At 52.0% G+C, this 21,292-nt stretch carries 14 protein-coding genes and 1 rRNA gene; 13 read left to right on the forward strand and 2 right to left on the reverse strand.

All coding sequences use genetic code 11. The annotated features are described in order from the left end of the window. The first annotated feature begins 3 nt into the window (after positions 1 to 3). The 10 genes from ACKGJP_RS09730 (at position 4) to ACKGJP_RS09775 (ending at position 15,804) form a co-directional block, all read left to right on the forward strand. Entirely contained in the window at positions 4 to 867 is an 864-nt protein-coding gene (locus tag ACKGJP_RS09730) for a carbohydrate ABC transporter permease (protein ID WP_409345460.1), read from the forward strand. A 3-nt stretch (positions 868 to 870) separates the two neighbouring features. Then, positions 871 to 2,910 (forward strand): YIP1 family protein, encoded by a 2,040-nt coding sequence (locus ACKGJP_RS09735; protein WP_409345461.1) that lies wholly within the window; start codon positions 871 to 873, stop codon positions 2,908 to 2,910. Next, positions 2,903 to 5,131, forward strand: coding sequence for a DUF5696 domain-containing protein (locus ACKGJP_RS09740; protein ID WP_409345462.1), 2,229 nt, complete (start codon positions 2,903 to 2,905; stop codon positions 5,129 to 5,131). The genes ACKGJP_RS09735 and ACKGJP_RS09740 overlap by 8 nt, the downstream gene beginning before the upstream one ends. After that, on the forward strand, positions 5,128 to 6,027 hold the full coding sequence (locus ACKGJP_RS09745) for a carbohydrate ABC transporter permease (RefSeq protein ID WP_409345463.1): 900 nt from the start codon (positions 5,128 to 5,130) through the stop codon (positions 6,025 to 6,027). Before ACKGJP_RS09740 ends, ACKGJP_RS09745 begins: the two co-directional genes overlap by 4 nt. After that, positions 6,024 to 7,004 (forward strand): carbohydrate ABC transporter permease, encoded by a 981-nt coding sequence (locus ACKGJP_RS09750; RefSeq protein WP_409345464.1) that lies wholly within the window; start codon positions 6,024 to 6,026, stop codon positions 7,002 to 7,004. Before ACKGJP_RS09745 ends, ACKGJP_RS09750 begins: the two co-directional genes overlap by 4 nt. Before the next feature lie 122 nt (positions 7,005 to 7,126). Then, positions 7,127 to 8,506 (forward strand): ABC transporter substrate-binding protein, encoded by a 1,380-nt coding sequence (locus ACKGJP_RS09755; protein WP_409345465.1) that lies wholly within the window; start codon positions 7,127 to 7,129, stop codon positions 8,504 to 8,506. 130 nt (positions 8,507 to 8,636) lie between these two features. Continuing rightward, positions 8,637 to 10,520 carry a twin-arginine translocation signal domain-containing protein gene (locus tag ACKGJP_RS09760; RefSeq protein ID WP_409345466.1) on the forward strand — a complete coding sequence of 628 codons (1,884 nt, stop codon included), beginning with the start codon at positions 8,637 to 8,639 and terminating at the stop codon, positions 10,518 to 10,520. Positions 10,521 to 10,635: 115 nt separating this feature from the next. Further along, the gene (locus tag ACKGJP_RS09765; protein ID WP_409345467.1) at positions 10,636 to 13,317 is read left to right on the forward strand and encodes an alpha-mannosidase; all 2,682 of its coding nucleotides are present in this window, start codon (positions 10,636 to 10,638) and stop codon (positions 13,315 to 13,317) included. Positions 13,318 to 13,414: 97 nt separating this feature from the next. Next, complete coding sequence (locus ACKGJP_RS09770; protein WP_409345468.1) at positions 13,415 to 14,359, forward strand: carbon-nitrogen hydrolase family protein; 945 nt, start codon at positions 13,415 to 13,417, stop codon at positions 14,357 to 14,359. 218 nt (positions 14,360 to 14,577) lie between these two features. After that, on the forward strand, positions 14,578 to 15,804 hold the full coding sequence (locus ACKGJP_RS09775; RefSeq protein WP_409345469.1) for an SGNH/GDSL hydrolase family protein: 1,227 nt from the start codon (positions 14,578 to 14,580) through the stop codon (positions 15,802 to 15,804). Positions 15,805 to 15,845: 41 nt separating this feature from the next. Here the strand turns inward: ACKGJP_RS09775 and ACKGJP_RS09780 are convergent, their stop codons facing one another. Both ACKGJP_RS09780 and fumC read right to left on the reverse strand, forming a co-directional pair. Next, positions 15,846 to 16,010 (reverse strand): hypothetical protein, encoded by a 165-nt coding sequence (locus ACKGJP_RS09780; protein WP_409345470.1) that lies wholly within the window; start codon positions 16,008 to 16,010, stop codon positions 15,846 to 15,848. A 6-nt stretch (positions 16,011 to 16,016) separates the two neighbouring features. Further along, positions 16,017 to 17,405 carry a class II fumarate hydratase gene (gene fumC, locus ACKGJP_RS09785; RefSeq protein WP_409345471.1) on the reverse strand — a complete coding sequence of 463 codons (1,389 nt, stop codon included), beginning with the start codon at positions 17,403 to 17,405 and terminating at the stop codon, positions 16,017 to 16,019. Between the two features lie 346 nt (positions 17,406 to 17,751). Between fumC and ACKGJP_RS09790 the strand changes: the two genes are divergently transcribed. The 3 genes from ACKGJP_RS09790 to ACKGJP_RS09800 all read left to right on the forward strand — a co-directional run bounded on the left by ACKGJP_RS09790 (position 17,752) and on the right by ACKGJP_RS09800 (position 21,257). Next, positions 17,752 to 18,519 (forward strand): sugar phosphate isomerase/epimerase family protein, encoded by a 768-nt coding sequence (locus ACKGJP_RS09790; RefSeq protein ID WP_409345472.1) that lies wholly within the window; start codon positions 17,752 to 17,754, stop codon positions 18,517 to 18,519. Positions 18,520 to 18,640: 121 nt separating this feature from the next. Next, on the forward strand, positions 18,641 to 19,312 hold the full coding sequence (locus tag ACKGJP_RS09795; RefSeq protein ID WP_409345473.1) for a class I SAM-dependent methyltransferase: 672 nt from the start codon (positions 18,641 to 18,643) through the stop codon (positions 19,310 to 19,312). 404 nt (positions 19,313 to 19,716) lie between these two features. Further along, positions 19,717 to 21,257, forward strand: a 16S ribosomal RNA gene (locus tag ACKGJP_RS09800). Positions 21,258 to 21,292: the final 35 nt, after the last annotated feature.

Genomic DNA, 21,292 nt, shown 5'->3' on the forward strand with positions numbered 1-21,292 from the left:
TTCATGCCAATAAGGAAGCGGCTGCGCAGCATTCGGCCATTCGATGTCGTACTCGTCGCGGGATTAACTGCGCTAGCGCTGTTCATGCTGCTGCCCATCGTGTTTATTATTAGCCAGGCCTTCAAGCCGATGAATGAACTGTTTTTGTTTCCGCCGACCTTTTTGGTCAAGCATCCGACGACGCGCAGCTTCGAATTGTTGTTTTTGCACGCGAATAGCGATGTGGTACCGTTCACCAGATATTTGTTCAATACGATCATCGTTGCCTCCATCACATTGGCGTTGGTCATTATCGTCAGCACGTTGGCCGCTTATGTGCTGGCCAAACGCAGCTTCCATTTTAAAGCGCTGACGATGGCCATGATCATGGTATCCCTCATGTTTGCGCCGGAAACGGTACAAATTCCGCGTTTCTTAATCGTAAGCGGCATCGGGATTACCAATACGTATTTGGCTCATATCGTGCCTCATTTGGCATCGCCGGTTGCCGTGTTTTTGCTGATCGGGTTTATTTCGCAAATCCCTAACGAGCTGGTGGAAGCCGCCAAGCTGGACGGAGCATCGGAATTCGGCATTTTTGCCAGGCTGATCGTTCCGTTATCCACGCCCGCTATTGCGACCATTTCGATTTTTACGTTTCAGGGGGTTTGGGGAGATACCGAAACGTCCTCCTTATATGTACAGGATGAAACGATGCGCACCTTGTCGTTTTACGTCGGCAGTTTGGCGGGCGGGCTGCACAACAGCGTAGCCGGACAAACGATGGCGGCGGCTGCCGGTCTTCTGATCTTTTTGCCAAACCTGATCATTTTCTTGTTGTTTCAGAAAAGGGTTTTGTCCACCATGCTTCATTCCGGGGTGAAATAGCCCATGAAAATAAAGGAACAAACACGGAATTACAATCGGCTCCCGGTACTCGCACTAGTGGTTTGCTTCTTGTTCGCGCTTCTTCCGGCTCCCGTTCATGCGGGCTTGCCTTACGACACGTACTACATGGACGGCAACTCGAACAAATGGCGCCAAAGCCAAGCTGTATATGTCCCTGATAAGGTCATTCGTCTGTCGTTCGCAGAGCCGGTGGATCTGTACATCGACGATCGGGACCTCGCCTATATCGTCGACCGGGCGGCCAATCGGGTTGTCGTGACGGACCGCGAGGGCAAGGAGCTTCGCACCGTAGGAGATAAAGAAGGCCAAGGCGCGCTGCAAGCGCCTGAAGGGGTATTCGTGACCGGGGACGGGACGATTTACGTGGCGGACTCCGGCAATCAGCGAATTGCCTTGTTTACGGATCAGGGGAAGTTTCTGCGGGCGTATAAGAAGCCCGATTCCCCGTACCTTACCGAAGACGATTACTTTGTTCCGTCCAAGCTTGTCGTCGATAAGCGCGGCGTCATGTACGTCGTGCTCAGCGGCAACAACAAGGGACTATTTCGAATGGACGCCGAAGGGCGGTATACGGGCTATTTCGGCGCGAACAAAGCGGAGCAATCGTACACGAATTGGATCAAACGTCTCGTTCTCAATAAGGAGCAGTTGGAGAAAGAAGAGGCCAACCTCCCGAAGCCGATCGTGAACGCTGCGATGGATGCATTCGGCTTTCTATACACGGCAACTCCGATGACCAAGAGCGGTATCAAAAAGCTGAATGCCGGGGGAGTTGACGCTTTCCGCAACCGCAATACGTGGAACTCGATGAAAATAATCGATCTCGCGGTCGATCGGGAAGGCTTCCTATACGGAATCGATTTCGATTCCGGGGCGGTTACCGTTTACGATCCGTACGGCAGCGCCTTGTTTGCATTCGGCGATATCGATGTGGACACGCGGCAAAAAGGGATATTCGGCTATCCGACCGGAATTGCCCTGAACTCGCAGCATGACATTTGGGTAACCGACAGCAAAACGAAACAAGTGCAGACCTTCGTTCGCACCGCGTTTGGTCAAGATATTTTGATAGGCACCCAATTGTATTTGCAGGGCAAGTACGAGGAAAGCAAGTCTTACTGGGAAATGGTACGGATGCAGAACAACATGATCGACTCCATCTTTCAGGGACTAGGCAAAGTGGATTTGGCCGAGAGCAAGTACGCTCAAGCGATGGACCATTTCAGAATCGCCTATGATACGGACGGTTATTCCCAGGCGTTCTGGGATGTCCGGCTGCAATGGCTGCAGCGTTATTTGATCGCCTTGTTGGCTGGATTGGTGATCGCCGTTCTTGCGATAAAGTACGCGTTGAAACGGTTTAAGCGATATGCAGCGAAACGTACGTGGCCGCCGAAGCTGGTCCGGTATGCGAATGAAATGAAAGATTTGGGCAGCGTGCTGATTCATCCGTATCACGGCTTTTACAAATTGAAGGAGCGGAAGGTTTCATTCGTCGTTATGCTGGCAATCCTTCTGCTCGCCGTACTTGTTAAGCTCTTGCGGATATACGGGACGGGATTCCTCTTTAACCCGGTTGATATTAGCCTGATCAACGTCTTCTCGGAGCTTGCGTTTTTCGCTGTGCCGTGGATCACATGGGTATTGGCCAACTACCTCGTCTGCGGCGTCAAAAGCGGCGAAGGCCGTTTTCACGAAGTGTTTCAGGCAAGCGTTTATGCGCTGGTCCCGTATTTGGTTTTTTCCATACCGGTATTGGTCTTATCCAATGTCGTCGTGCTGGAGGAGAAAGTGCTCGTCACTTCTCTGGAACAAATAATGGTTATTTGGCTCGGCGTGCTCTTTTTCGTCATGACGCAGGTCATCCACAACTTCGAGTTTATCGAAACGTTGAAAAACTCGCTTATCACGGTGTTTACCGTTCTGATGATCTGGTTTTTCCTGTTCGTCGCTTCCGGGCTGACCTACAACGTATACGACTTTCTTTACCAGCTGCAGCGGGAGGTGACGCAATATGTTTAGCATCCGCCTGAAGCGGCAGCAGGGGATCGCGCTGGTACTTGGCTTGGCCTTTGCAGCTTGCTGCTTGTTCGTTTATCGCGCAGCGAGCGGCAGCGACATTCCTTCTTTGAAGCAGATGAAGATGACGATGGAGCGGGAACCTGACATGCCCGTGTATGAGGGAGAGCCGTGGAAACCGGGAGCCGCGGATGCGGAGGGGTTCGTAGTAGCGCTCGAAAACAGCGATTTTGTGCTCCGCATCGATCCGTTAACGACACAGACGATCGTGAACGTCAAACGTACCGGGTATGAATGGCGGAGCAATCCGCCGAAGGAACGGCTGCAGGGCGAGACGGTGAAAGGGCTGCTGCTGTCGAATCTGAAATCGCCCTTTATTATGGAGTACTTCCAGGCAGCCGGCGATGACAAGGCCAGACGGAGCGTGACGAACGCCGCCGATCTTAAGCTGAAGAAATCGTTCGTCAAATACGATATGGGGCTGCAAGTCACTTACTTTTACGAGGAGACAGGGATCGGGTTTTCGCTTCAATACGAATTGACCGAGCATGGGCTGGTTGTTAACGTGCCGACAAAGGGGATTGAAGAGAAAGGCGAGTTTGCCTTGTTTTCCTTGGAAGTGCTGCCCTACTTCGGAGCTGCGCAAGCGGGGGAAGACGGCTACTTATTCGTCCCCGACGGCCCTGGAGGACTCATTCGTTTCGATAAGGACCGGGCGGGTACGGGGCAAGGGTACATGCATCCGATCTACGGCAGCGAAGTTTCCAATGTAAGGCCGGACTTGCATGCAGCCAGACGCCAAACGAAACGGGAAACGATCGCGTATCCGGTATTCGGCGTGAAACGCCAGGATGAGGCGTTCGTTGCAATCGTCCGGGAAGGAAAAGATGCGGCGAGCATTCAGGCGCTTCCCCCCGGTCTCAAATCTACGTTTTACAGCGTGGACTCCAAATTTCAATACCGTGAGGAATATTTGCATAAGATGAGCCGGTTGACGACACCGGTCAAAACGGTCGAAAAAAACCGGATGCCGCTCGACCGCTCGATCGAATACCGTTTCCTGAACGGTGATCAGGCGAACTATGTCGGGATGGCGGATGCTTACCGGCAGCATTTGTCGGATGCCAAACGACTGCCGCTGCAGCTTCAGACGACAGCTCACATCCCGCTGCATTTGAGCGTGGTCGGCGGCAACGCCAAGGAGGCGTTCAACAGCGAGCGATACGTGGCAGCGACGACTTTTGCCCAAGCGACCGAGATGGTGAAGCAGTTGAAGGACAGCGGGGTCGACAGCATGCGAGTGATTTACTACGGCTGGCAGAACGGCGGTGATTTCAATGCGGCTAAGCGGTTTCCGATCGAAAAGAAGCTGGGCGGAGAAGCGGCAGCCAAATCGTTTGTCGAAGCCATGCATGAGATGAATCTGCAAGTGATGTTTGAGGATAATTTCGTCTACGTCGACGATCGCTCCTCGCTCTCCGCCAAAGCTAACGGGATTCGGGGCATTGACGGCACGGTGTTCATGAACCGGAATGACGAGTTTATTCTAAAACCGGAGCTTACGGCCGGTTACGCGGTGCAGACGATTGCAAGGCTGAAGGATCTCGGCGTCGACGGCATTCATTATAATTGGCTCGGCGAAATGACATTCCGCGATTATGAGTCGAAACCGACAGAACGGGGACAAACGGCAGATGTTTACCGTCAGCTGCTTGCTTTTACGCGGGAAGAGCTTGGCGAAACGGGGATTTACCAAGGGAATGATTACATGCTGGAAGAAGCCGGTTATATAAGCGACTTTACGCTGGATTCGAGCTACGACTACATGATCGACGAGACCGTGCCGTTTTATCCGATCGTGCTGCATGGATTCATCCCGTATTCCTCGACGCCGGCTAATTACCGTAATGACAATACGGCGGAATTTCTCAAAGCCATCGAATATGGCGCTGTTCCTTCCTTCTATCTTACTTACGAACCGTCACGGGTATTGAAAAATACGCCGTCCGAGTATTTGTACAGCAGCGAATTTGCTTTGTGGAAGGAACGGATTGTGCAGGAATACCGGGATTTCGATAAGCTGGCACAGCTGTATAACCGAAGGATCGTCAACCATGAGAAGAAAGCGGGCGACGTATACGTCACGACGTATGAAGGCGGTATTCATGTGGTCGTCGATTACGGGAAGAAAACGTTTGCGGTAAGGGAAGGAGGAGCCGAATGAAACTTCCGCTGCCTCACCGGAACAAAGGATACCTCCTATATAGATGGAAGCAATATGGGGTTGGCTATTTATTCATACTTCCCTGGCTGATCGGCTTTCTTTCGCTCATTGCGTTTCCGATTGTGTGGTCGCTGTTTCTGAGCTTTAACAAGGTGACGCTAACGTCGAAAGGGTTCATTTATGCATGGGCCGGTCTGCAAAATTTCAAGGACGCATTTGTAGTCGATAACGAATATCCCGTTCAGCTTATCCTATACGTTCAGCAAATGCTGTTGATCATTCCGATTATCGTTATTTTCGCGCTACTCGTTTCGCTTTTGCTCAATCAGAAATTTCCCGGACGTTTTTTGTACCGGGCGATCTTCTTCCTTCCGGTTATTTTCGCCACCGGACAGGTGCTGACCGAGCTGTTCGCCCAAGGCGCCGGGGAAATCCCGTTCATGGAGCAATACAACATTGATTCGCTTGTCCAAGACAATGTAGGCAGGCAGTTCGCCGGTCCCGTCATGGAGGTGCTCAAGAAGACCGTCATCATTTTATGGTATTCCGGCGTGCAAATTCTCATTTTTATCGCGGGCTTCCAGACGATTTCGAAGTCGGTTTACGAAGCGGTCCGAATCGACGGCGCTTCTCCTTGGGACAGCTTTTGGAAAATCACCCTGCCCGGCATCGTGCCGTTTATCAGCTTGAATCTGCTTTACACGATTATCGATCTGTTTACGTTCCCGTTAAATCCGGTGCTGGCGCACGTGCGTAAACACATGTTTAATCCTGCTACCGGTTACGGATATGCGAGTGCGCTGGCCTGGATTTATTTTGCGATCATCTTCGTCCTGCTGGCGGCCGTCTCATGGATGTTCGGACGAAGCGCGAAACGAAGGGGGGGAAGAGGATGAACATCATCGTAAGCTGGCGGAACGTGACGCAAACCGTAAGCGGATGGATATGGAGCAGAAAGATGCAGAAGGTGAAAATGCTGGCGCTCGGCAGGAATGCCAATGACGGGTGGATAGCCAAGCTGGCCATTTACTATTTGCTTTCCATACTGGCTTACCTGTATTTGCAGCCGTTATTGTACGTCATCAGTACCATGTTCAAAAACGTGCAGGATTTGCTCGATCCGACTGTCAAATGGTTCCCGACCCGGCTCGAATGGGGAAATCTGGAGAAGGCTTGGATCGGATTGAAATATCCGGAAGCGCTGGCGAACACGTTTACGATTGCGCTCGCATGCTCGATTATTCAGGTGATTATCTGCTCGATTACCGGGTATGCGCTTGCCAAACTGTATTTTCCAGGCAGAGGGCTGGTTACGTTCGGTGTCATTCTAACCTTCCTGATCCCGCCGCAAATCATCATCATTCCGCTCTATGTGATCTACAGCAAGCTGGGCTTGTTGAATACGCCGTTTGTGTTCATCGTTCCTGCATTGTTCGGACAAGGGCTGCGAAGCGCTCTGTTCATCTTGATCTTTCGCCAGTTTTTCAAATCGCAGCCGGTCGCACTGGAAGAAGCGGCCAAACTGGACGGAGCATCGTCGTTTCGCCTTTTCTTCACCATTATGCTACCGCTTGCGCGTTCTGCCTGTCTCGTCGTTTTTCTGTTTTCGTTCATTTGGTATTGGAACATGTACTACGAGCCGTCGTTTTTCCTGAACGACAAGTACATTCCGTTGTCGATCAGCCTGAACCGTATGAATGAAGTGCTGACCGGAACACCTGCCGCTTATTCCACCTTAACCGGCGGCGTATCGATCAACGAAGGCGCCAAAATGGCCGCGGCATTTCTGATTATGTTCCCGCCCCTTATCCTCTATATGTTTCTCCAGAGGTGGTTCGTGGAAAGTATAGAACGGTCCGGACTTGTGGAATAAGGCGACGTCTTGAAGGGAGGTGGTTATTGGCAGACATTGAGAACCAGGCAAGGGAAGTCGCAGCTTAGAGAGATATTGAAGGGAAGGTTTTCGTTCGTATCTACTAAGGGAGGTAAAAAAGAATGAGGGAAAAACGGTATTTCGCATTCGTGGTTGGCATCATCCTCGTATTATCGATGTTTTTGTCGGCATGCTCGACAGGAGGAGACAAAGGGAGCGCAACGACGTCTCCGGCGGCTCCGACGGCTCCGACGGCTCCGACGGCAACAGCAACCGTCAAGCCGCAGGAGAAGCGTGAACCGGTAACGTTAAAAATTATCACATGGGAACAATCGTACACCGACTTGTACAAAAAGTTTAACGAGAAATACCCGTGGATCACCATTGAACCGATCTTCCCGGCAAACGGATTAGATACGAGTATTATTGAAAAAATTGCCGCTTTGCAAGCTGCGGGAACACCGGCGGATCTGACTTGGCTCACCGACTTGAGTCATTATACGAAAGGCGGCTTGCTAGAAGATTTGAAGCCGTATATTGCGAAGGACGAATCGCTCAAAAGCAAGAAGCTTCCAAAAGGATTCTTCGAATCGTTCGATAACGCGAAGGGCCAGCGTTTTGCCATTCCGATGGTCGACGTTCCGATGTGGGTCTTGGTGAACAAGGATCTGCTTGCCAAGCATGGCTTGGAAATGCCGAAAAACGATTGGACGTACGATAAATTCCGTGAGCTTGCAAAAGCGGCAACAGACCCTGCGGCAGGGGAATACGGCTTGACGAGCAATGGTATTTTCGCCCGATATTTCTTGTCTGCAATGTCGGTAGCTAACGGAAGTTCTCCTAATTTATGGTATATGAATGAAGATTTGACACAGACTGTGCTGGATAAGCCGGAAGCGATGAACGATTTGAAATGGATACAAGAGTTAATTACGAAAGACGGTTCCTACCCAGACACGAAGAAGGCGACGGAGTTGGGCGGTTCAGTCAGTAAATTTATTAATGGCAAAACCCTATTCGATATTGGCGGGGACTGGGTCCTGGAACCGTTGGCAAAAGAAGCGAAATTCAAATACGACGTCTTGCCGTTCCCGAAAGGCAAAGTGTCGCAGGTTACTCATCATATTTATGGCCCAATCGGCATGTTGGCCGGTTCGAAGCATAAGGAGGAGGCGTGGTTGTGGATCAGCTTCCAGTTTGAGAACGAAGCGCAAAAATGGAAAGTTGATCATGGCTCCAACGCGTTCGTCATCGACGATGCTTTGAAGAACTACATCGACCAGTCGCCACTGTGGAAGGGCAAAAATACGGAAGCCGTAAAACTGACCAAAGATATGTGCTGCATCGCTCCTGGCCCTACCATTCCTGTATTCCAAGAACATCCGTTTACGTTTTTGGCGGAAACGATTTTGGCCGGCGGAGACCTATCTGGGCTCAAAGGAAAAATCGATGCATGGAACAAGAAGACGCTGGATTTAAGAAAGGCCGCTTCCGGCCAATAATCGGTACGATAGGGACCTCTTAGGAGTTGGCATCCTAAGAGGTCCTGCATGCAAATTTGCTGCGGTGACCTTAGAAACGACAGCGTAAAGGTAACGTTTCATCATAAACATACCGGGAGGTTTGTCGCGCATGACAAATCAGGTTAACGGCGCAATATCGAGACGAACATTCGTATCGGCTCTTGGTGTTGCCGGTGTTGCGCTTGCGGCGGGGGGAGGACTACAGATGGGAAACATGATGGCAGGCAGCGGCAATGCTGTGAAGAGCGTTCCGGATGTGGCGACCTTGCGTACCATATCCGGCGACTATGATGGCCAAGTCGTCGTACTTGTCAGCTATTACGACGGCTGGAATACAACCGGACGCGGGCCGCTCGGTGGGGGGTGTTTCGTTTGGAACACTGCCGGCACCGATGCCGACAACGGTGGCACCGTGTTTGCCGTGACGGGTGCGTCAGGACAATGGGTGCGACTACTATCCGGTTTCGTCGCGCCGGAAATGTTCGGCGCCCGATCGGACGGCAGCGACGATACGAACGCGTTTCATCGCATGTTCTCCGTCGGCTTGCCTGTCGAGCTCGGGCCGTATACGTACAGCGTCTGCCCGTTGCCTAACGAGGATTCCATTATCTGGAACAGGGGGAGTCTCTTCAAGCCTCAGTCAAGCGTTCGCGGCATTCCCGGCCGATCGAAGCTCGTTTGGGGCGGCGAAGCAACCGCTTATTTCATGGCTCTGCGGGATACAACCGGCATCACGATTGAAGGCATTCACTTCGTAAACGGAGCCGGAGCTGTATGTATGGATCCGATCCGCGATTATTCGGTCAGCGACATCTCCATCATAAACTGCATATTCGAAGGCCAAGCCGATCTTGCCGTAAGCTGCGGCAGACAGCTTGCCATTGATGTCAACTCCAAGAAGTGCAGCAAGATTAAAATTCGTGGATGCACGTATTTGAACGTCCGCGGCCACGCCGTCCTGTTGACGAACGCTCGCGACGTCGAGGTCGTCGGCAATTTGTTCGACGGCGTCTGGGCGGGCGAGGGCGTGAACATGGGAGGGTTTTGCATCGATGTCAGCCAGGGCGTCCGCGGATGCGTCGTGTCCAACAACATCGCCCGCAACAGCACGTATTTCACCAAGACCGAATCTTATACGGTATTCGGCTCCACAGACGATAATCTGACGACGGACGTTGTCATCGCCAACAACGAGTGCATCGATATGCGTCCCGTATATCAATCCGGCGCCTACGTGAGCGGATTCGCCATCTTCATCAACAGCCGGATCGGCAACGTCGTCGTCGAAGGGAACAGGATTACGTACAATAAGGGGAACGGCATCTACATTTACGGATCGTCAGCCGGCAACGGTTCGGTCATCGTGAAAGGCAATGTGATCGTGCAGACCGATGCCGGCACCTATTCGAGCAGCGGCATCTACTGCGAGCCGAACAGCTTCAACAGGGTGCTCGTGCAAGGCAACACCGTGCACGGATTCCTCAACGGAATCGTATGCCACGTCGGCATGGCCAGCATCCATGACAATGACGTTTCGGCACTTCAAGCCGCCATTGCCGTAAACGGAGCGTCCGAGGTCTCGATCGAAGGCAACGACCTTCGCGGGGTGACGGGCGTAACGTTCGGAAATTCGACCCCTCAATTCTACAAACGAATCCGCGCTTGCGGCAATCGTATCAAGGCAACGACCGGCATTTGCTTCGACATGACGAATGCACAAAACCCGGCAGGATGCGTCATCCAAGGCAATATTTTCGAAAAAACCGACACGGGTGCAGATTTGCCGGCGTTGTCCGCCAACAATATCGAGTCGTGGGTCGTTTCCGGCAACACGTTCAGCGTGCCGGCTGCCTCCATGAGGGCTCTCGGACTATTCGGTACGGTCAAGACATCGGTCATTCGGGACAATATAACGAACGGCATTCATCAGATCGCAGCTATGGATGCGGCAACCGTCCAACAAGGCAATCTGACGTCAGCAGCCGCCATTTAACGGCCTTGAAGTCGAACAAGACCGATTATCGGGAAGTTATAGACCGCGAGGATTCCGGTTCGGCTGAAGGGGCTTCATGTACATTCACAAAATATATACCGGGAGGTTATCCCGCATGACGAAACCGACATTCTATTATTTTTCCAGTACCCATTGGGACCGGGAGTGGTACGAATCTTTTCAGGGCTTTCGTTTGCGGCTTGTCGATATGATGAACGATCTGATTGAGGTAATGGAAAATCAGCCGGATTTCGCAACGTTTCACTTAGACGGGCAAACGATTATGCTGGAGGATTTCCTGGAAATCGAACCGGCCCAAAAAGGACGGCTTACCCGTTTGATTCAGGAGGGCAGGATCGTTATAGGCCCGTGGTATGTCATGCCCGATGAATTTCTTCTATCCGGCGAAAGTTTGATCCGAAACTTGTTGACGGGCCGGAAAATATGCCGGGAATGGGGGGCCGATCCTTGGCGGTACGGTTACGTTTGCGATATTTTCGGTCATATCGCCCAAATGCCGCAACTATTCAACGGGGTTAATATCCCTTTTGCGGTGCTGGGGAGAGGGCTTAATGAGCACGACGTGCCTGCGCATTTTCGCTGGAGTTCGCCGGACGGCAGCGAATGCATCACCTTCAAACTGCCGGATGAAAACGCCTACGCCTCTTTTTTAGTAGTCATCATGGAAGCGGAGAACAGTCGTTTATCGCCCGACGAAACGAAGCGGCGGATCCAAACCTTTATTGACAAGGAAATGGAGCGAAGCCCGATCCCCGTCTGCCTGCTAATGGATTGTATGGATCATACATCGATTCGCCGAAATACGGTGAACGTTCTGGAGATGATTCGCGAGCTGTATCCGGAAGCGGAGGTCAAGCACGTCAATTTGGAGCAGATGGGGAAGCAGTTGGAAGGCTATGCCGATCAGATGCCTATAAAAATGGGGGAACTGAACGAACCGGGCAAACAGCCGGGTTCCAATTACTTGATCACCCATACGCTATCCAGCCGTTATCCGCTCAAAAAGGCAAACGACGAATGCCAGGTCCTGCTGGAAAAATGGGTGGAGCCGATGGCTGCTTTATCCGAGCTTCGCGGCTATTCCGTTCAGAAGACCTATGTCGATCTGGCCTACAAGTATTTGATGCAGAACCACCCGCATGACTCGATCTGCGGTTGTTCGATCGATCAGGTCCATCAAGACATGCAGTATCGGTTTGACCAAGTAAAAGAGATTTCCAAGCATGTGATCAGTACCATCCTGTGTAAGGGGTTGCTAAGGAACCATGAGGAAGGAAGCGGACATACCCGAGTGCTGACATTGTGGAATCCGCTGCCGTTCCCAAGGCGCGGCACTGTCACCGTGGACATTGATTTCGATCAGCCATATCCCACCCATTATCAGGAGCCTTTCGGTTATGAAGTGAAAAACAGCTTTACCATCCATGATAGCCATGGACGGGAAATTCCTTACGGGCTATGCCGGATGAAGAAAAACTTTATCGTAACAGGGCTTGGGACGGAGACGAAAGCGACGAGAGCGGCGGACCGTCATACTGTATCGCTGGAGGTGGATGTTCCTGCGATGGGAACGGCTGCATACACGATTGTTCCAAGCAAGAAATCTTCCCGGTATTTGGACCGGTTATCCCGTTCCGAACGGGAAGCGGAGAACGACTATATCAAACTTACGGTAAACGATAACGGTACGGTCGCGGTTTACGATAAACGCTGCGGCGTACGCTACGACAATCTGTTAAGTTATCTCGACGACGGGGAAATCGGCGACGGATGGTTTCATGCGAGCCCTGCCGATGATCGTCTGATCGGCAGCAGGGGAAGCGAATGCTTCATTGAAACGGTCGAAAACGGACCGGCTCGTGCCGTATTTCAGATTACACACTTTATCCGGATTCCCAAGTCCTTGGAACGGCATCCCCATGGACTAAAGCGTTCGGAAGAGCATGTTACGTTAACGATTCGCTCGACGATAGGGCTTTCGAAAGGTGCGGCGCATGTCGATGTCGAAACCGAAATAGACAATCAAGCCCGGGATCATCGCCTGCGTCTGGTTATCCCTACGGATGTGCCGTCCCCGACTTTTTTTGCGAATCAACCGTTTGCCTTTGTGGAAAGGCCGACTGGCATTCGTACGGAAACGCAGGACTGGAAGGAATGCGAGGTGCCGGAGAAACAAATGGGGGGGATCGTGGGCAAACGCAGAACGGACGGTACCGGACTGGCGTTCGTATCGGCCTTCGGCTTGCACGAATGTGCCGCACCGGATGACAATCGGGGCACCCTGCATGTAACGATGTACCGTTCGTTCGGGAGAACGTATAGGACGAATGGGGAAGAAGGCGGTCAACTTGCCGGGAAGCTATCATTTAAATATGCACTCGCCGTACTCGATGCTTCCACATCTTATGCGGATTTGACACGGCTGCAAGAGGGTTTGCAAGTCGATATGCACGCCGTTTTCGCTAGAGCCGCTGATGATCACGTTCCGGCCCAACCCGTAAGCTATTTCGAAATATCCAATTCCGACATTTGCGTAAGCGTCATCAAGCGTCCGGATAACGGTAACGAAGGGGAGCTGATTGTTCGCTGCTTCAATTTGTCCGAACGTCCCTCATCCGCCCGGTTCACAAGCTTTAAACGCATTGCGAAAGTGACGGCGGTGAATTTGCTTGAAGAGCCCGCAGGAGAGGTTTTACATGATTCGAATGGTTTTGACGTTCGTCTCGGTCCGTGGAAAATTCAAACGTTCCGCTTAACTTTCGGTAACTTTCAATGAGATGATTTGTTCAACGCGCGCTTCTCCCGGCGCGCGTTGCGGCGCTTCATGGCGGCGGGCAAACCAGATGATTATGTAGAAAGGCGAGGGATCAGTCATGGTTCGAAAAGCAACAATCAGTACGTTCAATTTCCACTATTGTACAGTCAATCCGACCGGCAGCGTCGAGGAATACGTAAACTACGTCATGCTTTTTCTGGAAAACAAAATCAATCATGTCCTGCCGGATCGACCGGATTTGATCGTTCTTCCCGAATGCTGCGATATGCCGGCCGGGTGCACGGGGGAAAAGCTGCGCGACTATTATCGTGTGCGGGGCGATCGGATTCTGCATGGTTTATCGGACCTGGCGGTGCGGCATCGCTGCTATATCGCTTATCCTTCCATCCGGCTGCTTGATGACGGCACTTGGCGCAACTCCGTTCGGCTGATCGACCGCAACGGGGGAGTCGCCGGCACCTACGATAAGAATCACCCGGTCATTGTCGAAATGGAGAAAGACGGGATCGTATGCGGGAATGAAGCTCCGATCTTTTCGTGCGATTTCGGTACGGTCGGCTGCGCCATATGCTTCGATCTGAACTTCGAACCGCTGCGGGCCAAGTATGCTGCCGAACGTCCGGATCTCATCCTTTTTCCTTCGATGTTTCATGGCGGGTTCGTGCAGCAGCATTGGGCTTATTCGTGCCGCGCTCACTTCGTCGGTGCGATTGCGGGCGGATTACCGAGCTCGATCATTTCCCCGGTAGGACAATTGGTCAGCACCACATCCAGTTATTTCGATTATAGGAGCGAAACGGTTAATTTGGACTGTGCCGTGGTTCATCTCGACAATAACAGGGAGCGTCTTGAAGCGATGAGACGCAAGTACGGAACGAAAGTAAAGGTTACCGATCCGGGTTATCTCGGTTCCGTTCTTATTTCGAGCGAAACGGACGAATGTACGGTCCACGACTTGATCCGGGAGTTTAAATTTGAGCTGCTGGATGAGTATTTGATGAGGTCCTTGGCACACCATCGGAATGACGGAATCTCATCATGATTTAAGTGCTAAGGAACATCTTCCCTTGCTTTTCGGCAAACTTGGAGCGTTTTGGAAATTTGGATGCGACAGACTCTCATTCTTTTGATGACGAACGGGCACTAGGATGAGTGCTTGAATGAGGCTCACTTATCGAGATCGAGTCGATGAATTCCTATCAATCGATATCGGATTGGTGCATCGACGAATCCGCAATTTCATAGGGAGAGTGCGAGCATATGACGGAGCATGGGAGTAGGAAAGGAATAAGAAGTACTTTTGCGCTCGTACTGGTGTTCGCTGCTTTTGCGATTCTGTACGGCAGAAATGCGGGCAAAGAAGCAGCATCTGATGACAAACCGAGTGTTGAAAAGGGGAAGCAGTCAGTAATTCCAAATCCGACAGAGAAACAAACAACGCCTCAAGACACGAGAAAAAAGGTTGATCCGCCAAATGATGCGATTGAGGTTCAACTGCCCCCGACGATAAACGCTTTGACAGGCAAAGAAATCAACATTTACTTTGACAATTTGATTATAGGCGATGCGGGTGACTATCTATTCGACGTCGTCTGCTCAATCGGCATCCTGCAAAATGAACGTTGGACATTGAACACGAATACGGCAGGAACATACCCGATCACGATTAACGTGTACGACAAAAAGAGCATACAGAAGGTTGGTACGGCTTCAGCCACGGTAATCGTCAAATCGGGCAGCGTTGGAAGCGGCGTTACGAAAAAAGCCTTGTTTATTGGGGATAGCACGACGGCTGCCGGTAAATATACCGGCGAATTGCTCAACCTATTCAGCTCCGACCCGATGGACATCGAGCTGCTGGGTTCGCAAGGAACGGCACCGAACCTTCACGAAGGACGAGGCGGCTGGCGAGTGGATCAATATTTTACGAATGCCTCAAGCCCTTTTGTGTTCAATGGTGCATTTAACTTTTCGCAATATATGCACAGTCAAGGATATACCCGGGTCGATTATGTGTTCTTCCACTTGGGGATCAATGATATTTTCAACGAAACGAGCGATTCCGGCGCTCATGCCGTCGCTAATGCGGCGGTCACCGCTTATAACAACATGATCGCTACTATGAAGACATTGTTCCCGAACATTAGGATCGGTATGTGCTTAACGATCCCGCCGTCAAAACATCAGGATGCATTCGGGAATAACTACGGCTCCGGACAAACGAGATGGCAATATAAGCGTAACTGGTTCCAATGGAATAAAGCGATTCTGGCCGCTTTCCAAAACCGGACCGCAGAGAACATTTACCTTGTCCCGCTTCATGCGATCCTTGACACAGAACACAATATGAGTGTGTCAACAGTTGCTGTGAATGCAAGAAATAGCACGACGACTGTCCGTCAAACGGACGCCGTTCACCCGGCTGATACGGGATACAATCAAATGGCCGATGCCATTTACTGCTGGTTGAAAGGTTTCGAGAGCTGAAGCGGGCAATGCAAATAGGACGGGGGCTAATCGCCCGCGTCCTATTCGATTGTACGCCAGTTAACCAACTGGCCAGGTTCGATGCTGCTTGCCCCGTTTATCCGAGCAATCGCTGCTCGGTATAGGTCGTATGGCGCCAAACGGCCGCCGTTCGTTCCCTCAACGGAGGGGATATCGATCCCGTTCACGGGGATAACGTTCCACATGTCGCTTCACTCCTTCGGTTGAATCATTTGTTCGGGGCGAACGATTTGATCGAACTGCTCTTCCGTCAGCAAACCGCTTAGGAGTGCGGCTTCCTTCAGCGTAATGCCTTCCTTGTGCGCCGTCTTGGCTACGGATGCCGCGTTCTCGTAACCGATATGCGGGTTCAGTGCCGTGACAAGCATTAGCGAACGTTCCACATTGCTGCGGATAACGGCTTCGTCCGGTTCGATGCCGACGGCGCAGTTGTCGTTGAACGAGTGCAGCGCGTCCGAGAGCAAGCGTGCGGACTGTAGGAAGTTGTATATGATAACCGGCTTGAATACGTTCAACTCGAAATTGCCTTGGCTGGCCGCGAAGCCGATAGCGGCGTCGTTGCCCATGACTTGGCAGACGACCATCGTCATCGCCTCGGATTGCGTCGGATTCACTTTGCCTGGCATGATCGAGCTCCCGGGTTCGTTCGCAGGGATCGTAATCTCGCCGATGCCGCTCCGCGGACCGCTTGCAAGCCAGCGGACGTCGTTGGCGATTTTCATCAGATCGGCGCTAAGTGCCTTCAGGGCTCCGTGCACATAGACAAGCTCGTCATGGCTGGTCAGCGCATGAAATTTATTCGCTGCGGTAACGAAGGTTTTGCCCGTCAAGCGGCTGATTTCATCGGCAACAAGCTCGCCGAAGCGGGGATGCGCGTTAATGCCGGTGCCGACCGCCGTGCCGCCGATCGCCAGCTCGCGCAGCGAATCGGCGCTTGTCTTGATCATCCGTTCCGTTTTATCGAGCATGCGGTGCCAGCCGCTTATTTCCTGTCCGAGCGTAAGCGGGGTGGCGTCCTGCAAATGGGTGCGGCCGATTTTGATGATGTTCGCGAATGCCTCGCTTTTACGTGCGAGCGTTTCCTTAAGCAAGGCGATAGCAGGGAGGACCAGATCCTCGACGGAAGTCAGAGCAGCCATATGCATGGCGGTAGGGAACGTGTCGTTGGAGCTCTGGGATTTGTTTACGTCATCGTTCGGATGGATCCTCAACTCGCTGCCTTGAGCCTCTAATTTTTCGTTTGCAAGATGGGCGATGACTTCATTAACGTTCATGTTGGATTGCGTACCGCTGCCCGTTTGCCAAACCACAAGCGGGAAGTGTTCATCCCAGCGGCCTTCCAGAATCTCGTCGGCGGCCGAAATAATCGCTTCAGCCTTGACGGCGTCAAGTTTGCCGAGGCCGCGGTTCACCGCAGCGGCGCTTTTTTTGAGGACGGCGAACTGGCGAATCAGTTCGAGCGGCATTAATTCCGTGCCGATCCGAAAGTTTTCCGAGCTGCGCTGGGTTTGTGCGCCCCACTTTTTATCCGCGGGAACTCGAATTTCTCCGATGGTATCCTTCTCTATGCGGTATTGCATGAGGATTTCCTCCTTTAATATACGATAATGATAATCATTATCATAAATATATCATGTTGCTCTTCCGGTGGCAAATCGGTTATTTACTGCGACTGCAGCCGAATTTGTCTTCCATGGATTCCATCCAATGGATAGTATGGCTTTTTTGCCGGATTGTTTGCCTGAAGGATGAAAAATGGGCGGATCCTTTCATTCACGGGTGCCCTGATGCGTATTACACGGGAAAAGGTTTGTTTGAATCGGGTGCACATTATATAATTACGGCGAGATGTAAGGCTGGAGTTTGGCAAGTATGGATCGTGTTCAGGCAGCGTCTCCAGCAAGTTAACGGAGAGGGGAATACCGAATGCTGTTTACCGGACTTGTATCGGTTACGTTTCGTCAGAAAAGCCCGGAAGAAATCATTGCCTTAGTAGCAAAAGCCGGATTGGACGCCATCGAGTGGGGGGGAGACGTTCATGTTCCCGCCGGAAATTTGGAGAGGGCCAGAGAGATCGGTCAGGCTACGCGCGACGCGGGGTTAACGATCGCTTCGTACGGCTCCTACTACCGAGCGGGCTGCGGCCAGTCGTTCGCGGACGTTCTGGAAACCGCCAAAGCGCTCGGAGCTCCGTCGATCCGGATCTGGGCAGGCAACAAGGGGACGGACAAGGCGGATGAAGAGTGGTGGCGGAACGTTGCCGGGGATGCGAGGGCGGCAGCCGCAAGCGCGAGCGCTGAGGGCATCCGAATCGCTTTCGAATTTCATGCCAACACGCTGACGGACGGTACGGAACAAACGCTTCGCTTACTAGAGCGGGTAGGGCACGAATCGGTGTCGACCTATTGGCAGCACAAGCCGGAATGGAATGTAACCGAAAATGTAAGCGCGCTGGATAAGCTGTCTTCGCAGTTATCCAACGTTCATGTATTTCATTGGGAGCCGGGCGTACATTTGCCTTTAGAAGAAGGCATCGAGCCGTGGCGCCGGTATATCGATGCGCTGGAAGCTTTGAACGGCGACCGCTTTTTGCTGATGGAGTTCGTCAAAGACGGCGAAGAAGCGCAATTTCTAGAAGATGCCGCAGTTCTGAAAAAGCTGACAGGCAGAGATCGGGCCCATAGCGGTAGCTGATAATGACGTATTGCCCTGCAGAGTGCTGCGGGGTGATTTTTTTTAAAGTCGTTCTCTACCGGGCGCCCTAAGCGGCCGTCTGTTATGCTGATAGGCAAGAGAGCGGAAGGAGTGACCGGCTATGTCTGAAGCAAAAAATGTTCCATTAGAAGAAATGTCTTCTTTTTTCAATCAAAGAGCAGGCGGCTATGACCAGCATATGAGAGGCGTGATCCCGTCTTTCGATTCTTTTTATTCGAGCCTGTCCGAACCGATCGCAGTTACGGATTTGCCGGTGCGGGTTCTTGACTTAGGCTGCGGAACCGGGACGGAGCTCCAATGGATTTTGGCAAAAGCGCCGAACGCCCGTATCACCTGCGTGGACGTTTCTGAAAATATGCTCGAGCTGCTGCTTGCCAAGTATCGTCTTTGGTCCGACAGGCTCACGATCGTAAGAGGCTCCTATCTGGAGATCGATTTCGAGCCGGGCGGGTACGACTATATCGTATCGGCGATGACCATGCATCACTTGCTGGCGGACGACAAGCTTGCGCTATATAAGAAGCTTCATACGGCCTTAAAGCCCGGAGGACACTATATCGAAGGGGATTACGTCGAGACGCCGGAGCGCGAGGAAAGGTGGCTTGAGGCATACAAAAGCATCGTCGGGCTAGAGATTCCCGATCTCCAGTACCATTACGATATCCCGTGCTCGATCGAAACCGAGCTTCGTCTTTTGGTAACGGCGGGTTTTCATGACTTTCAGATGGTTTGGCAGGAAGAGACGAATGCGGTGTATCGCGTACGGAAATGAGCGGCCCGGTGCGGTTCATTGAAAATGTTGAATCATGTCGAAAAAAAGCTTGACCATCTCCTGTTACCGTGCTATTCTAAGGTTCCTGCTTCGGACAACACCTTTTGAAAGAAAGGAAGAGAACGAAGCGAGGAAAAAAGATTTCAAAAAAAGCTTGCAAAAAGATTTGAAACATGATAATCTGTAATTCCGGCCGAGAGAGACAAGCGGTTGGGACGCAAAAGCAAGCAAAACGAATTGTCCTTTGAAAACTGAACAATGAGCGAATAAAGCCAGCAAAACAAAGCAACAAATCGCATGAGCAAGTCAATATCGAAATAAAACGAAGCTTCAGAAGTTTTGCCTCCGGCAAAACCGGCTCTGACGAGCCGCACGATATCTTTCGTGTTCGATCGGCTTCAACTTTTATGGAGAGTTTGATCCTGGCTCAGGACGAACGCTGGCGGCGTGCCTAATACATGCAAGTCGAGCGGATCTTTCCTTCGGGAAAGGTTAGCGGCGGACGGGTGAGTAACACGTAGGCAACCTGCCTGTAAGACCGGGATAACTCACGGAAACGTGTGCTAAGACCGGATAGTTGGTTTCTCCACCTGGAGAGATCAGGAAAGACGGCGCAAGCTGTCACTTACAGATGGGCCTGCGGCGCATTAGCTAGTTGGTGAGGTAACGGCTCACCAAGGCGACGATGCGTAGCCGACCTGAGAGGGTGAACGGCCACACTGGGACTGAGACACGGCCCAGACTCCTACGGGAGGCAGCAGTAGGGAATCTTCGGCAATGGACGAAAGTCTGACCGAGCAACGCCGCGTGAGTGATGAAGGTTTTCGGATCGTAAAACTCTGTTGCCAGGGAAGAAGGGTGAGGAGAGTAACTGCTCTTCATTTGACGGTACCTGAGAAGAAAGCCCCGGCTAACTACGTGCCAGCAGCCGCGGTAATACGTAGGGGGCAAGCGTTGTCCGGAATTATTGGGCGTAAAGCGCGCGCAGGCGGTTGTTTAAGTCTGATGTTTAAACCCAGGGCTCAACCTTGGGTCGCATTGGAAACTGGGCAACTGGAGTGTAGGAGAGGAAAGTGGAATTCCACGTGTAGCGGTGAAATGCGTAGAGATGTGGAGGAACACCAGTGGCGAAGGCGACTTTCTGGCCTATAACTGACGCTGAGGCGCGAAAGCGTGGGGAGCAAACAGGATTAGATACCCTGGTAGTCCACGCCGTAAACGATGCATGCTAGGTGTTAGGGGTTTCGATACCCTTGGTGCCGAAGTAAACACATTAAGCATGCCGCCTGGGGAGTACGCTCGCAAGAGTGAAACTCAAAGGAATTGACGGGGACCCGCACAAGCAGTGGAGTATGTGGTTTAATTCGAAGCAACGCGAAGAACCTTACCAGGTCTTGACATCTGGATGCAAGCGTTAGAGATAGCGCCCTCCTTCGGGACATCCAAGACAGGTGGTGCATGGTTGTCGTCAGCTCGTGTCGTGAGATGTTGGGTTAAGTCCCGCAACGAGCGCAACCCTTGATCTTAGTTGCCAGCATTGAGTTGGGCACTCTAGGATGACTGCCGGTGACAAACCGGAGGAAGGTGGGGATGACGTCAAATCATCATGCCCCTTATGACCTGGGCTACACACGTACTACAATGGCCGGTACAACGGGCTGCGAAACCGCGAGGTGGAGCGAATCCTAAAAAGCCGGTCTCAGTTCGGATTGCAGGCTGCAACTCGCCTGCATGAAGTCGGAATTGCTAGTAATCGCGGATCAGCATGCCGCGGTGAATACGTTCCCGGGTCTTGTACACACCGCCCGTCACACCACGAGAGTTTACAACACCCGAAGTCGGTGAGGTAACCGCAAGGAGCCAGCCGCCGAAGGTGGGGTAGATGATTGGGGTGAAGTCGTAACAAGGTAGCCGTATCGGAAGGTGCGGCTGGATCACCTCCTTTCTATGGAGATCATGATGGCTGTAGGCCGTCGGATC

Origin of the sequence: Paenibacillus litoralis, from assembly GCF_046244365.1 — a bacterium.
Classification (GTDB): domain Bacteria; phylum Bacillota; class Bacilli; order Paenibacillales; family NBRC-103111; genus Paenibacillus_V.